General features: G+C 69.1%; 12 protein-coding genes, 1 tRNA gene, 1 pseudogene and 1 riboswitch. Of the genes and pseudogenes, 6 read left to right on the top strand and 8 right to left on the bottom strand.

Annotation, left to right across the window (positions count from 1 at the left end):
- Positions 1-23: 23 nt before the first annotated feature.
- Entirely contained in the window at positions 24-806 is a 783-nt protein-coding gene (locus EGT29_RS27390; protein WP_161568003.1) for a GntR family transcriptional regulator, read from the top strand.
- 7 nt (positions 807-813) lie between these two features.
- Here EGT29_RS27390 and EGT29_RS27385 read toward each other — a convergent pair whose 3' ends face one another.
- Positions 814-1,281, bottom strand: coding sequence for a YbaK/EbsC family protein (locus tag EGT29_RS27385; RefSeq protein ID WP_124691964.1), 468 nt, complete (start codon positions 1,279-1,281; stop codon positions 814-816).
- A 114-nt stretch (positions 1,282-1,395) separates the two neighbouring features.
- Here EGT29_RS27385 and EGT29_RS27380 point away from each other — a divergent pair, with 114 nt between their 5' ends.
- Entirely contained in the window at positions 1,396-2,169 is a 774-nt protein-coding gene (locus tag EGT29_RS27380; RefSeq protein WP_124691963.1) for a GntR family transcriptional regulator, read from the top strand.
- 35 nt (positions 2,170-2,204) lie between these two features.
- On the opposite strand, the gene EGT29_RS27375 is transcribed toward EGT29_RS27380, so the two are convergent.
- Together EGT29_RS27375 and EGT29_RS27370 are read right to left on the bottom strand one after the other, a co-directional pair.
- A complete protein-coding gene (locus tag EGT29_RS27375; protein ID WP_124691962.1) occupies positions 2,205-3,182 on the bottom strand; it encodes a tripartite tricarboxylate transporter substrate binding protein in 978 nt (325 codons plus the stop codon).
- A gap of 152 nt (positions 3,183-3,334) precedes the next feature.
- Complete coding sequence (locus EGT29_RS27370) at positions 3,335-4,312, bottom strand: tripartite tricarboxylate transporter substrate binding protein (RefSeq protein WP_124691961.1); 978 nt, start codon at positions 4,310-4,312, stop codon at positions 3,335-3,337.
- A 204-nt stretch (positions 4,313-4,516) separates the two neighbouring features.
- Here EGT29_RS27370 and EGT29_RS27365 point away from each other — a divergent pair, with 204 nt between their 5' ends.
- Positions 4,517-5,746, top strand: a complete 1,230-nt coding sequence (locus EGT29_RS27365) for a CaiB/BaiF CoA-transferase family protein (protein WP_124691960.1) — start codon at positions 4,517-4,519, stop codon at positions 5,744-5,746.
- Between the two features lie 74 nt (positions 5,747-5,820).
- Here EGT29_RS27365 and EGT29_RS27360 read toward each other — a convergent pair.
- A pseudogene (locus tag EGT29_RS27360) lies at positions 5,821-6,719 on the bottom strand (cytochrome c5 family protein).
- A gap of 254 nt (positions 6,720-6,973) precedes the next feature.
- On the opposite strand from EGT29_RS27360, the gene EGT29_RS27355 reads away from it, so the two are divergent.
- A tRNA-Arg gene (locus EGT29_RS27355) sits at positions 6,974-7,049 on the top strand.
- Between the two features lie 75 nt (positions 7,050-7,124).
- Here the strand turns inward: EGT29_RS27355 and EGT29_RS27350 are convergent.
- From EGT29_RS27350 to EGT29_RS27335, 4 genes are all read right to left on the bottom strand, one after another.
- Positions 7,125-8,018, bottom strand: coding sequence for a cobalamin-binding protein (locus tag EGT29_RS27350; RefSeq protein WP_238160233.1), 894 nt, complete (start codon positions 8,016-8,018; stop codon positions 7,125-7,127).
- A 19-nt stretch (positions 8,019-8,037) separates the two neighbouring features.
- The gene (locus tag EGT29_RS27345; RefSeq protein WP_124691958.1) at positions 8,038-9,885 is read right to left on the bottom strand and encodes a TonB-dependent siderophore receptor; all 1,848 of its coding nucleotides are present in this window, start codon (positions 9,883-9,885) and stop codon (positions 8,038-8,040) included.
- A 79-nt stretch (positions 9,886-9,964) separates the two neighbouring features.
- Positions 9,965-10,206, bottom strand: a riboswitch (cobalamin riboswitch).
- Positions 10,207-10,276: 70 nt separating this feature from the next.
- Positions 10,277-10,690, bottom strand: coding sequence for a nucleoside diphosphate kinase regulator (rnk, locus tag EGT29_RS27340; protein WP_124691957.1), 414 nt, complete (start codon positions 10,688-10,690; stop codon positions 10,277-10,279).
- A gap of 272 nt (positions 10,691-10,962) precedes the next feature.
- The gene (locus EGT29_RS27335) at positions 10,963-11,790 is read right to left on the bottom strand and encodes an alpha/beta hydrolase (RefSeq protein ID WP_124691956.1); all 828 of its coding nucleotides are present in this window, start codon (positions 11,788-11,790) and stop codon (positions 10,963-10,965) included.
- A gap of 162 nt (positions 11,791-11,952) precedes the next feature.
- Here EGT29_RS27335 and EGT29_RS27330 point away from each other — a divergent pair, with 162 nt between their 5' ends.
- Together EGT29_RS27330 and EGT29_RS27325 are read left to right on the top strand one after the other, a co-directional pair.
- A complete protein-coding gene (locus EGT29_RS27330) occupies positions 11,953-12,504 on the top strand; it encodes a hypothetical protein (protein WP_124691955.1) in 552 nt (183 codons plus the stop codon).
- A 4-nt stretch (positions 12,505-12,508) separates the two neighbouring features.
- Entirely contained in the window at positions 12,509-12,766 is a 258-nt protein-coding gene (locus EGT29_RS27325) for a YkgJ family cysteine cluster protein (protein ID WP_124691954.1), read from the top strand.
- Positions 12,767-12,808: the final 42 nt, after the last annotated feature.

Below are 12,808 nucleotides of genomic sequence, written 5' to 3'. Positions count from 1 at the left end.
ATCCGCCGCAGGTGATTCGCTCCATGGCATCCGCACGACCCACTACCGACGCTTCCGATACTTCCGATACCTCCGCGCGCGCCGCCAACACCGGCCCGCGCGGCGGGCTGCCGATGTACGCGCAGCTCTTCGCGCTGTTCCGCCAGCGCATCGAGAACGGCGTCTGGCCGCTGAACGAATGCATTCCGTCACTGGACGAACTGATGGAAGAGTTCGACGTGGGCCGGGTCACGGTGCGGCACGCGCTGGGCATGCTCGAGGCCGAGGGGCTGGTGGGCCGCTTCCGCGGCCGTGGCACCTTCGTGCTGGCGCGCCCCCAGTCCAACATCTGGTATCGCATCCCGATGAACTGGGACGAACTGACGGGGCCGCAACCCGACATCGAAGTCGAATGGCTGGAGAGCCACGAGTGCACGCATCCGCCCGCCTCGGTGCACACCGGGGCCGCGCTGGGCGAGTCCTACCAGGCGCTCAAGCGGCGCCTGCTGCGCCACCACATTCCCTACGGCATCGGCCATACCTACATCGAAAAGAACGTCTATGCCGCCTTCGGCGCCGACGTGCTGGCCAAGCCCATCCCGCTGAAGATCCTGGACGCCCGCCTGCCGGGCGGCGTCGGCCATGCCGAGCAGACGGTGCGCGCAAGCGTGGCCGACCTCGACACCGCCCGACTGCTCGACCTGACCTCGGGCGCCCCGGTCATCCAGGTGACGCGCTCGGTGCTGGATCACCAGGGCATGCTGGTCTATGAATCGCTGGGCGTCTTCCGCGGCGATTTCGTGGAAATCCACACCGACCTGAAGTAGGCGCGCCTCAGGCCGCTTCCTGGCTGACGTCCACCCATTGCGCGCCGACCAGTTCGGCCAGGCGCTGCGGCGCGATGCGCACCGCGCTGTGGGTGGACCCGGCCGCCGGCAGCACTTCGTCGTAGGCCCGCAGCGAGACGTCGCAATACACCGGCAGCGGCGTGGCCAGGCCGAACGGGCAGACGCCGCCCACCGGATGCCCCGTCACGGCCACCACTTCGTCGGCCGGCAGCATCTTCACGCGTCCGCCGAACACGGCCTTGGCCTTCTTGTTGTCCAGCCTGGCGTCGCCGCGCGTCACGACCAGCACTTCGCGGTCGCCCGCCCGCAGCGACAGCGTCTTGGCGATCTGGCCGGGCGCGACGCCGTGGTGCTGCGCGGCCAGTTCGACGGTGGCGGTGCTGTGTTCGAGTTCGATGATGGCGATGTCGGGTGCGTGGGCGGCCAGGAAATGGCGGACGGATTCGAGACTCATGCGGGAACGATGCGTGTTGCCGGAAGAGCACCGACTATAGCCCACCGCGCGCGCCGCCTGCCGGGACAGGCCGCTGATAGAATGCAAGGCTAGTCAACCAGCACATTTCGCCTCATGACTTTGCCTCCGCCCCGCGCCACCCGCACGACGCCGTCGACCGCCATCGCGAACCTGGCGCAAGTGGGGACGCCCATCTACGTGAAGCTGGTGATGTCCTTCAGGAAGCGCATCGAGACGGGCGAGTGGGCGGTGGACCAGCAGATCCCGTCGCTGGACGAACTGGCCCGCGACGAAGGCGTGGCGCGCGCCACCATCCGCCATGCCATCGGCTTCCTGGAATCCGAGGGGCTGATCGGCCGCTATCGCGGCCGCGGCACCTTCGTCCTGCGCCGCCCGCAAAGCGGCGTCTTCTACGACATCCCGACCAGCTGGGACACGCTGGTCAACCACGTGCCCGACATCCAGATCGAATGGCTGGAAAGCAGCACCGTCATGCGGCCGCAGTCGATCAACCACCACGGCGGCGCGCTGTCGCCCGACGGCTACCAGCACTTGCGCCGGCTGCAGAAGCACAACCAGATTCCGTATTTCGTGGGCGACTCGTACGTGGAGCGCACGATCTTCCGCGCCATCGGCAAGAAGGCGTTCAACTCGCCCGTACCCATGCAGCTGATACAGAACCACGCGGGCGAGCGTATCGGCCGTGCCGAGCAGACCATCCAGGCCAGCAACGCCGACTTCGAGGTGGCGCAGTTGCTGGATGTGCCGGTGAACACCGCCATCATGGTGGTCACCCGCTCGGTGTTCGACCGGGACGAGGTCCTGGTGTATGAATCCCAGGGCCTTTTCCGCAGCGACTTCGTGCGGGTGCACATGCGGCTGAAGTAGCGGCGGCGCCTGGCGCGCCGGCCGCCCGCGGCGGGCTACTCGATGCTGATGCCCAGCCGCTTGATGCGCGTTTCCACCTCGGCCAGTTCATCGCGCACGCGCGCGGACAACTCGGCCGGCGTGCTGCTCTGCGGCTCGATGCCCAGCGCCGCGAACTTCTCGACCAGTTCCGGATCCTTCAGTACCTGCGCGATGCCGGCGTTGAGCTTCTGCACCACGGCCGGGGGCGTGCCGGCCGGCGCCACCAGGCCCACCCAGGTCTCGATGGCCAGGTCCGGGCCACCGGATTCCTTCACGGTGGGTACCTGCGGGTAGTCGGCCAGGCGCTGCGGCGACGCGGTGGCCAGCATCTTCAGCTTGCCGGCCTTGACCAGCGGCAGGCCCGAGCCGATGGTGGCCACGCTGAAGCTGATGTCGCCGTTGGCGACCGCCGTGTAGATCTGCGCGCCTTCCTTGTAGTGGACCGGCATCATCTCGGTACGCGTGGCCTGGGCCAGGATGGCGCCGCCGAAGTGGGCCGGGCTGCCGACGTAGGGCGTACCGTAGGTGATTTTCTTCGGGTCCTTGCGGGCCGCCTCGACCAGGTCGCGCATCGAGGCATAGGGCGCCGCGGCGGATGTGTAGAACAGGAAGGGGGCGCGGAAGAACAGCGAGACCGGCGTGAAATCCTTCTGCGGGTCGTAGGGGACCGAGGACAGCAGCTTGGGATTGGTCGTCATGTGCGCGTCGCCCACGACCAGCAGGGTGTAGCCGTCGGGCGCGGCCTGCTTGGCGGCGCCCAGCGCCAGGAAGCCGTTGGCGCCGGGCTTGGCTTCGATGACGATGGGCTTGCCCCACAGCTTGCCCAGCTTCTCGGCCATGATGCGCGTGGCGACATCCGGTGTCAGGCCGGCCGGGTAGGGGGTAACCAGGCGGATGGGGCGGGTGGGAAAGTCGTCGGCATGGGCGGCCTGGATGCCGGCGGCAAGCGCCAGGCTCGCCGCGACCAGGCCACACGATAGACTGGGTTTCAAGCTTGTCTCCTCGATGCGTCGCTCGACGCGCGGGCGCCGGGTACCTGCCCGGTCGCTCGGTTTAATGTGATAGTAAACTATACTACTAGCTATTATGAGCCGAGCGCGGACCGAGGGCAAGTGCGGGATGTCGAGAAGAAAGGAGACGAAGACTACTGCGCGGTGATGCGGCGCTCCTTGATGATCGCGCCCCAGGTGGCCGATTCGCTGGCGATGAACCTGGCGAGTTCCTCGCGGCTCATCGGATCCGGCGTCAGTCCGTGCTTGATCAATTGTGCCGATACGTCAGGATCCTTCAGCACTTTCACGATTTCCTCGTTCCAGCGGTCCAGGATCCCGGCGGGCGTCTTGCCCGGCGCGACGAACGCGTACCAGTTGGTGGCATTGAAGCCCGGAATACCGGACTCCGCGATGGTCGGCACGTCGGGCATGAAGGCCGGGCGCTTCAGGCCGGTCGTGGCGATGGCCACCACCTTGCCGGTCTCGATGTGGGGTTGGGCCGACGAGGGCGTGGAGTAATACGAGGCGACCCGTCCCGACAGCAGGTCCACCATGGCAGGCGCGCCGCCCTTGTAGGGGACGTGGACGATGTTCACGCCGGCGCGCTGGTTGAGCAGCTCGCCCGCCAGGTGCGAGGCCGAGCCGGCGCCCGTCGAGGCGTAGCTCATCTTCTCGGGATGCTTCCTGGCCATCTCGATGTAGTCGTTCAGCGTCTTGACGCCCAGGCCGGCATAGGCCACCAGCACATTGGGGAAGTTGACGCCCATGGTAATGGGCGCCAGGTCCCTGGCCGGATCGTAGGGCAGCTTCATCAGGTGGGGCGCGATGGCCAGCGGGCCGATCGAACCGAGCAGGATGGTGGCGCCGTCGGGCTCGGCACGCGCGACCAGGTCGTGGGCGATGTTGCCGCCGGCACCGGCCTTGTTCTCGACCACCACCGGCCGGCCAAGGTTTTCCGACAGCTTCCGGGCGATCAGGCGGGCCGCGGTGTCGGCGCCGCCGCCGGGCGCGAAGCCGACGACCATGGTGATCGATTTGCGTGGAATATCCTGGGCCGTGGCCAGCGGGGGCAGGACACAGGCGAGCGCGGCCGCGATCCACGCGGCCGGCATGAGCGGGTGGTGATGCATGGCTCCTCCGTTCTGGTTGGCCGGGAGACCGGGCGGCCCCTGGCGTCGGGCCAGCATACGAGGACCCTTCCGGCGGCGTAATCACCTGGCATGAATGGGGGCATCACGGCTTGTGACGGGGCGGCCCTGCGGTAAGCTTACGGATTGCCCGGCATTCGCCGGCCCTGCGGTCTTGTTCTTCCTTCACGCGAATTCGAGCAAAGCATGACAGCACGCACTTCTCCCCTGGCCGGCATCCGTGTCCTGGACCTGACTCGCGTCCTGGCCGGACCCTGGTGCACCCAGAACCTGGCCGACCTGGGCGCCGAGGTGATCAAGATCGAGCGGCCGGGAGCGGGCGACGACACGCGCAGCTGGGGGCCGCCGTTCCTGAAGGACGGCCAGGGCCAGGACACGGCCGAGGCCGCCTACTACCTCAGCGTCAACCGCAACAAGCGTTCGGTCGCGCTGGACATCGCCACGCCCGAGGGCGCGCGGCTGGTGCGCGAGCTGGCCGCGCAAAGCGACATCCTGATCGAGAACTTCAAGGTCGGCGGGCTGGCGAAGTACGGCCTGGACTACGCCTCGATGAAGGAAGTGAATCCGCGCCTGATCTATTGCTCGGTCACCGGGTTCGGCCAGACCGGCCCCTACGCCACCCGGCCCGGCTACGACTTCATGATCCAGGGGCTGGGCGGCTTCATGAGCATTACCGGCGAGCGCGACGGCCTGCCGGGCGCCGGTCCGCAGAAGGCCGGCGTGGCCGTGGCCGACATCCTGACCGGCATGTACGCGACCGTGGGCATCCTGGCCGCGCTGCAGGAACGCCAGCGCAGCGGCCAGGGCCAGCACCTGGACATCGCGCTGCTGGACACCGTGGTGGCCATGCTGGGCAACCAGGCGCTGAACTACCTGACCTCGGGCGTCGCGCCCCAGCGGGCCGGCAACGCCCACCAGAACATCGTGCCCTACCAGGTGTTCGCGGCGTCCGACGGCCACCTGATCGTCGCCGTGGGTAACGACGGCCAGTTCCGCGCCTATTGCGGCGTGCTGGAAGCGCCGCACCTGGCCGACCATCCCGATTACAGCGTCAACAGCAACCGCGTCATCAACCGCGACCGGCTCGTTCCCATCCTCGCCGGAATCATGGAAAAGAAGCCGCGCGACTACTGGCTGGAGCGGCTCGAAGCCGTGGGCGTGCCCTGCGGTCCCATCAACACCATCGACCAGGCCTTCGACGATCCCCAGGTCCGGGCCCGCGGCCTGCGCCTGGACCTGCCGCATCCGCTGGCCGGCACGGCGCCTTCCGTCGCCAGCCCGCTGCGCCTGTCCGACACGCCGGTGCAATACCGCCACGCGCCGCCGCTGCTGGGACAGGACACCGAAGCCGTGCTGCGCGACTACCTGGGCCTGAGCGACGAAGCCATCCAGCGCCTCGTGCCGCCCGCCGCGTAGCGGCCGGGCCCGAATAAAAAACCCGGCCCCCTTTCGGTGGGCCGGGTTTTTTGTCTCGAAGCGGGCGAGGTGGCTTACTTGGCCGCGTCGACCATGTACTGCACCGCCGCGCGGATGTCGGCCTCAGTTGCGTTCGCGGCGCCGCCCTTCGGAGGCATCGCGCCCTTGCCCTGCATGGCGACCGACACCATGGCGTCCATGCCGGTGGCGACGTACTTCGCCCAGGCGGCCTTGTCGCCGAACTTGGGCGCGCCGGCGATGCCGGCGCCGTGGCAGGCGAAACAGGTGGAGTCGTACAGTTTCTTGCCGTCGGCGGTGGAGGCGGCGGCGGGTGTCGCGGCTTGCGGAGCCGGCGCGGCGGCCTGGGGAGCGGGGGCGGCCGCCGCGGCAGCGGCGGGGCAGCAGGCGCGGCGGGTGCGGCAGCCGGGGCTTCCGCGGTGGCGGCCGGGGCGGCGGGCGCGGGTTCGGCCGGTTCCTTGAAGCTGGCGCCGCTGTTGTTGGCCATGTAGACCACCGCGCGCGCGACTTCGAAGTCGTCCAGGTCGGGGTTGCCGCCCTTGGCCGGCATGGCGCCCTTGCCGTGCAGGGCGACCTGCAGCATGGCGTCGAAGCCGGTGGAGACGTACTTGGCCCACGAACCGCTGTCGCCGAACTTGGGCGCGCCGGCCACGCCGGCGGCGTGACAGGTGGCGCAGACGGCCTTGTAGACCGCTTCGCCGGTCTGGAAGACGCGCGGGGCGTTGGCGTCGCGCAGTTCGAAGCCGGCCACCGGCTTGATGCGGGCCTCGATGGCCTCGGGCGTTTGCGCGTCGGAACCCGCGTTGGACTTGTTGCCGCTGGCGACGAAGTTCACGAGCAGCAGGATGGTGATGATGGGGACGAGGAAAGCCAGTATGACCACCGTGATCAGCTGACGGGGCGTCCTGATCGGCGATTCATGTTCTTCTTCGTGGTTATGCTGCGCGTTGCTCATTGCCAAGTCCTGCAAGTCTATGGGCCGGGCACGCCCGACACGTGACGGTTTATGGGATGTTGCTGACTGCTTGCTTTGATACTTGTATTGCGCCGGATGGGCCGCCGCCTTTCTCCTCCCGGTCGGCTGCTTTCCCGCACATAAACGACTGATTATAACGGCAGGGCCGCCGCTCGGCTCAATCGGTGTTTTTGGGGCCCGGTCGCGCGGGGCAAAAGACGAAATTTTCCAGGCAGGGTACAATTAGCGGCTACGCGCCCGTAGCTCAATGGATAGAGTACTGCTCTCCGAAGGCAGGGGTTGCTGGTTCGATCCCAGCCGGGCGCGCCATTTCCCGCTTTTTCCCCTCGTGCAGCCGCCCGCCGCTGCCACGTCCCGCCTTCCCTCCATCGCTTTTCGCCCCGTTCACCGTCCGGCCGCCCGCCGCCGCGTGGCATCGACCCTCTCGCACAGGCGCTCCGTGGCTTCGATCATGCGCGGCCCCGGGCGGTGCATGGCGTCGGGGTCGACGGCCCACAGGTTGTCCGGCACCGCGGCCAGCGCCGGTCCGAGGTCCTTCCACGCCGCCAGCGCCGCATCGGCGCCGGGGCCGGCCTGGCCCACGATGATGGCCTGCGGATTCTCCCGCAGCACGCTTTCCGCGCCCACCATGGGCGCGGCGGCGGACAGGCCGCCGAACACGTTGACGGCGCCGCAGGTCCGCAGGGCATCGCCGATGATGCCGCGATCGTTCACGGTGTACATGGGCTGCGAACCCACCTGATAGAACACGCGCACGGGGCGCTGGCCCGCGTAGCGCGTGGCCAGCGCGGCCAGGCGCCGCCGCAGGTTCGCCGCGTGGGCCCCGGCCGCCGCGCGGGTGCCGGTCAGTTCGCCCAAGCGCTCGATGGCGTCGGGAATGTCGGCCAGCTTGCGGGGGTTGCTGTAGTACAGCCGGATGCCCAGCCGCTCCAGCAGGGAATCGGGTAGCCCCGCGTGCGCCAGCCCGTCGCCGTACGCCCACAGCACGACCAGGTCGGGCGCCAGCGCCACGATGCGTTCGGCGTTCGGCTGCAGTCCGTTGCCCACGCGAGGCAGTTTCAATGCCTCGGACGGGTAATTGCTGTCGCGGTCCACGCCCACGATGGCCCTTCCCGCACCGGCGGCATACAGCAGCTCGGTGGCATGGGGCGCCAGCGACACCACCCGCCGCGCCGGCGCGGGCAGGGTGATGTCGCGGCCGGCGTCGTCGCGCGTGTGGATGGCCTGGGCGCGCGCGGCCGCGGGGCCCAGCGCCAGTGCCAACGCCAGTGCGAGCACCGCCCGCGGGTGGTGCCGCTCAGGGGCGGTAGCTGAGGTTGACGAAGACCGTCGAGCCCGGGGTCGCATAGCCGCCCGCCACTTCATAGTGCTTGTTGAACGCATTGTTCCAGCGCACCTGCACCTGCGTGTTGCGATTGATGTCGTAGGACGCCATCAGGTTCATCAGGCTGTAGCCGCCCAGGCGTCCCACCGCGCCAGCGTAGTCCACGCGCGGCGTGGTCGCCAGCCATTCGGCGCCCAGCAGCCAGGGGCCCAGGCGGTGGTCGGCCGCCAGTTTCAGGCTGCCGCGGGCGCGCCGGGCCAATTGTTCGCCGGTGCGGGCGTCGCGCGGGTCCTGCCAGTCGGCGCTGGCGCGCAGTGTGGTCGCGCCCAGCTGCTGGGCGACGCTGACGTTCACGCCCTTCAGGATGGCCTTGTCGACGTTGGCGTTGCTGCCCGTCCAGTTGCCGGTGCCGTCGTCCACCCAGACGATCAGGTTCGAGACGCGGTTGCGGAAGGCCGTGATCGAGGCCGTGGTGCCGCCCTGGCGATAACGCAGGCCCGCTTCGACGTTGCGCGACTTCTCGGCCTTCAGGTCGGGGTTGCCGCCGAAGCCGTACAGGTCGCTGTAGGTGGGGGCGCGAAAGCCGGTGCCGGCGGCGGCCGTGGCCTGCCATCCGGGCGCGAAGTCATAGGCGTAGGACACCGCGCCCGAGGTGTTGCCGCCGTACTGGGAATTGTTGTCGTGGCGCAGGTTCAGCTGGACGTGGTGCCGATCGAAGTCGCCGCGGTAGATCGCGGCCACCGAATTGGTGCGGCGCCGGGTCGGGAAGTTGCCGGTCAGCGAGGTGCTCAGCACGTCTTCGCGCAGGTGTTCGGCGATCAGCGACAGGCTTTGTCCGGCGGCCAGCGCGAGATCGTTCTGCCAGGTGAACAGGTCCTGGCGCGTGCGCGCCTGCGCGCGCGGGGCCGTGGCGCTGGCGTAGTCGCGGTAGTCGTCCACGGTGCGACCGAAGCGCAGCGTGCTGGTCCAGGAATCGGTGATGCGGTCCACGCTGGACAGGGAATAGGACTGCACGCGGGTGACGGCGCGCGAATCGTAGGCGATGCCGTTGTTGTCGTACTGGCCGTTGATGCGGGAGTTGTAGACGCTGGCCTCGATGCGGTGGCCGGTCGCCCAGGCCAGGCCCAGGCGGGCGGCGGCGTTTTCCTGTTCGTAGCCGTCGCGGTCGCCGTAGTAGGCGAAGCTGCCCGGCAGGGTGGCGTTGAAGCCGCGGCTTTTGGATTTGCCGTACTGCAGGCCGTAGCTCCACATGCCCTGCGCGCCGTCCAGGTTGACCTGGGCCTTGTAGGTGTCGTGGCTGCCCGCGCCCACCGATCCGCTGATGGCCAGCGGACGGTCCGCCTGGCGCCTGGTGATGATGTTGATGACGCCGCCGATGGCGTCCGCGCCATAGATGCTGCTGGCCGCGCCGCGCAGGATCTCGATGCGTTCGACGCTGGCGGGATCTATGCCGTTCAGGCTCATGGTGCCCGACGTGGCCGAGCCCACGCGCAGGCCGTCGATCAGCACCAGGGTGTGGCGGCTGTTGGCGCCGCGGATGAAGACGCTGGTGGTGGTTTGCGGGCCGCCGTTGGTGCCGATGTCGATGGCGTGTTCACGCTGCAGCAGTTCGGCCAGGCTGCTTTGCCCGGCGCGCTGAATGGTCTCGGCGTCGATGACGGTGACGTCGCCCAGGGCGCGCGACAGGGGCTGCTCGATGCGCGAGGCCGTGACGGTGACCGGGTCGAGGGTGGTGGCGGGAGCCTGGGCCTGTACGTTGGCGGCGCAAAGCAGCGCGCCGGTGGCGCCGGCCAGGCGCCAGGAGGTGGAACTGGATGACATGGATACCTGCGGTTTCGGTGACGTGCATCCCCGCACGTCGGCTAGCGAATCGGGAAGCGTTGCGCTTCCCCCTTTCGGTCCGGGGGACCGTCGAGCCGGCCGGTATCCGGGCTGGCATTCGCGGCCGCATCCCCTTCCCATGCGCGTCGGCGCCGGAGGATGCGGCGGGACGGGGCACAGTGGGTTCGATGCGGCGTGTCGCGCGCGGCGTGGCCACGCGGGACGGAATGCTTACCGTTGCGGGGGCAGCACAGGTTAGGTCCCGAAGGGGCCCTCCTGTTTCCCGTTTAACTGTGAAGCACCGACTCGGCGGCTACTCTAGCACGGCCAGGGGACGGAAGGCGGGAAACGCGGGCGGGGATGTTGTCCGGCCGCCGCGTGGCAGGAGGGATCAGGCGGTGTAGTCGCCGTTGGCTTCGGGCTGGTAGTCGATGCGCACGACGCGCGCCTGGCGCGGTTCGCCATCGGGCGGGGTCCAGCCTATCGTGCCGGGAACCTGGGTGCCCAGCAGGGCGGCGCCCATGGGCGAGAGCACCGACACCATGCCCTGGGCGGCATCGGCTTCCTTCGGATAGCACAGCGTGATCAGCCGCGCGCCGCCTTCGTCCTCGACTTCCACGCGGGTGTGCATGGTGACGATGTCGGCGGGGATTTCGCGCGGCTCGGCCTGGTCGGCCTGGTCCAGGGCCTCGGCCAGGACGGCCTGCGCCGTGCCCGCGGCGGGTTCGCGGTCGCCGAGAAGGTTGGTAAGGCGAACGTAGTCGAGTTCGCTGACGGTGATGTACTGAGGGCTGCCGGTTTGCATGCCTGTCTCCTGAAAAACGGTGCCGGAAAAACGGCGTTCAAGACGTTTGTTCGGGAAGCCCGGCGATCGATTGCGAGAAAGCAGTAGAGGGGAGGGGGATCGCCGGGCTCAGGAGTGGAAGGCCGGGATGAGCGGAAACAGGATGGACGGGCGCGACGAGGCGCGACGCGCGCAGATGCGCGTCGACCGGGATCGAAGCGAGGAGGCGGGTGCCGGCACGGCACGCCGTATGGGTTCCATGAGGCTAGGATAGCCCATTCTGGCCGACCGGTTCAAACCGGGGCGGTCAGCGTGGCCAGCCAGGTCTCCATGTCGGCATAGACCGGGGCGGCCAGCGCCGGGGACTCGTTCAGCACCTCGTGGTAGGCCTGGTGGTACCAGCGCAGCGCCAGCTTGCCGGGCGCGCCCGCGTCGGCGAAGCGCCGGCTGCCCGACGGCGAGACGATGGCATCGTCCCCCGCCACCATCAGCAGCGTGCGCGGTTTCAGGCCGGAGGCCTCGGCGATCGATTGCGCCCCGGCATCGGCGATGAAGCGCATCAGCCGCGCGCTGATCCGGTCGTGCACCAGAGGATCCTGGGCATAGGCATCGATCACGGCCTGCTCGTGCGACAGCCGGGAGATCTTCAGGCCGCTGCCCACGCGCAGGTCGGGGGCAATGCCGCCCAGCATGTCCAGCATCCAGCGCTGGCGGGCGGACAGTTCCACGCTGAAGGCGGGCGAGGACAGCACCAGGCCCGCCAGCGGCACGTTGCCGCGCAGCGCCACGCGCGCGGCCACCAGGCCGCCCAGGCTGTGCCCGATCAGCAGCGGCGGCGCGCCCGTTTCGCGCACGTATTCGGCCAGCCGGTGTTCGGCATCCACCACCAGATCGTCGCTGGCGCGCAGCGCGCCCCGCTTGCCGCTGGAACGGCCGTGGCCCCGATGGTCGTGCGCCGCCAGCGACCAGCCGCGGGCCGCGAACCAGCGCACCAGCCCTTCGTAGCGTCCGGCGTGCTCACCCAGGCCGTGCAGCAGGTACGCGGGCCGGTAGCCTTCCGGGCGGGGCGGCACGTCCCAGCGGTACGCCGCGAGCTGCGTGCCGTCTGGAGCGGTCGTCATGGAAATCAGCGACAATTCGTTGTCCCGTATCGATCGTGTATGGATTCAAAGGCGGATTGTCGCTCAGCCACTTCCAGCGGGCCGGCTGGCTCGTGTAACAGCTTGTACCGTTTTGTCGCGGGCGGGCGGGCGACGCCGCCGCACACTGCCGCTGGAATGCCCATGTCTTCACCTATCCGCGCCTGTCTCGTCCTGCTCCTGGCCATGCTGGCCGCCTGCTCGCCCAAGTACAACTGGCGCGAGATGCCGGCGGCCGACGGGGCGATCCGCGTCACCTTCCCCGCCCGACCCAAGCCCGACCAGCGCGACGTCGACATCGCCGGCCACACGCTGCCGCTGGCCTTCGACATCGCGCCGGTGGACACCTCCATCTTCGCCGTTGGCCGGGTGACGCTGCCGGAGGCCATCCTGGCCGATCCGGCCGAACTGGCCAAGGTCGCGGACGCCTTCGAGCAGGTGTTGCTGGCCAACCTGCGCGGCACGCTTACCTACCGCAAGGAAATCACGCTGCGCCAGGCGCCCGCCGACACACGCAAGCTCGGCCGGGCGGTGGAGCTGGAGGTGCATGGCGTCGTGGCGAACACGCCGTCCTGGCTGCTGGGCCGGGTCTACCTGCTGGGGAACCAGTTGATCGAAGTCGTGGCCCTGGGCCGGGAAGACGAGCTGGACCGCGACTCGGCCCGGACCTTCGTGCAGTCGGTACGGGCGGATTGAACGCATGGAATGCCGCCCCGGCTGCGGCGCCTGTTGCACGGCGCCGTCCATCACCACGCCGATACCGGGCATGCCCGAAGGCAAGCCGGCCGGCATGCGCTGCATCCAGCTGGACGAAGACGAGCGCTGCAAGCTGTTCGGCCGGCCCGAGCGGCCCGCCGTCTGCGCCTCGCTGATGCCCGCCTCCGACATGTGCGGGGACAGCCGCGAGCACGCCATGCGCTGGCTGGGCCGCCTGGAAGACCTGACCCGGCCCGCCTGAACCCTCCCGCTTGACCTGGATCAACGCGCGCGGCCGGGCTTG

This window comes from Pigmentiphaga sp. H8 (assembly GCF_003854895.1).
Classification (GTDB): Bacteria; Pseudomonadota; Gammaproteobacteria; order Burkholderiales; family Burkholderiaceae_B; genus Pigmentiphaga.
This window is presented reverse-complemented; position numbering and strand designations above follow the sequence as displayed.